Annotated in this window: 1 protein-coding gene; it reads right to left on the minus strand. The window is 67.5% G+C overall.

Annotated features, from left to right (window positions below; translation table 11 throughout):
- The coding region (locus CAY82_RS27320) for an AbgT family transporter (protein ID WP_170931130.1) at positions 1-684 on the minus strand (684 nt) is incomplete at its 3' end.
- Positions 685-1148: the final 464 nt, after the last annotated feature.

The following is a 1148-nucleotide window of genomic DNA, read 5'->3' on the forward strand; positions in this document are numbered from 1 at the left end:
CGCGAGCAGTACCGACGAGGCGATGTTGAAGAACCAGTTCGACAGCGGCGAGATCGACGCGCCGGGGTCGATCGTCTTGGCCGCCGCCTCGGTGATCCCGGCGAAGATCGCGTCGTTCGGCGTCGGGATCGGGCTGGCGTCGTACCCGGAGGCGATCGCCGTGTAGGCGACCACGATGCCGAGGATCGGCGACCGGCCGACCGCGCGGAACGCGAGCCCACCCAGCGGCACGAGGATGATGTACGCCGCCGCCGAGGCGACGTGCGCCATCGTGCCGGCGAAGGCGACCGCGAAGACCACCATCGAGGTCGGCACCCGGGACACGCTGACCTTCATCAGCGACTGCAGGAACCCGGTCCGCTCGGCCAGCGCGACGCCCATGATCACCACCACGATGGTGGCCATCGGCGGGAACTCGGCGAAGTTCGAGATCGCCGTCGAGACAGCCATCTGCAGGCCGTCGCCGGACAGCAGGTTCTGTACCGCGACGACCTTGCCGTCCTTCGGCGAGACCACCGAGACGTCCAGCGCCGCGAGGATCGCGCTCACCACGGCGAGGATCGCGGACAGGATCCAGAACAACCAGAACGGATGCGGCAACGCGTTGCCGGCCCGCTCGATCACAGCCATGCCGCGGACCAGGCGTGGCAGGTCCTTCTTCGGTTCGGTAGCGGTCGTAGTCATCTCAGGTCCTCAACTTGTTAGCCGCGAAGAAGGCACCGATCAGCTCGTGCGCCTCGAACGTCTGGGTCACGTAACCAGGCCCGGAAGCAGCATCCGACCCAGGCCACGAGTGCCCGCCGTCCGTCACCGCAACGTGTACTACGTCAGCCTTGCAACCCTTGTACTTCGTGATCAGGACATCGTCACCCAACTGGCTCACCCGCGGGTCGGAGTCGCAGTGGTCGCGGACGGACCAGTCGCGGACCCACGTCTGCACGCTGGGCAGGTCGCGCTCACCGTCGCCGTCGTACGGAATCCAGGCGGCCTGGGCCGGCGGCAGGTCGGTGAGGCCGGTGTTGTGCCGCGAGGTGTTCTTCGGCGCGGCGCAGTCGAAGGGCTCGCCGGACTCGTTGGTCTCGAAGTCGTAGTCGTTGAACGGCTCGTTGTCGGCGGTGCACTACGGCCAGCCGACGTTGCCTGCCTCG

Origin of the sequence: Pseudomonas sp. SID14000 (assembly GCF_002165135.1) — a bacterium.
Lineage (GTDB): Bacteria > Pseudomonadota > Gammaproteobacteria > Pseudomonadales > Pseudomonadaceae > Aquipseudomonas.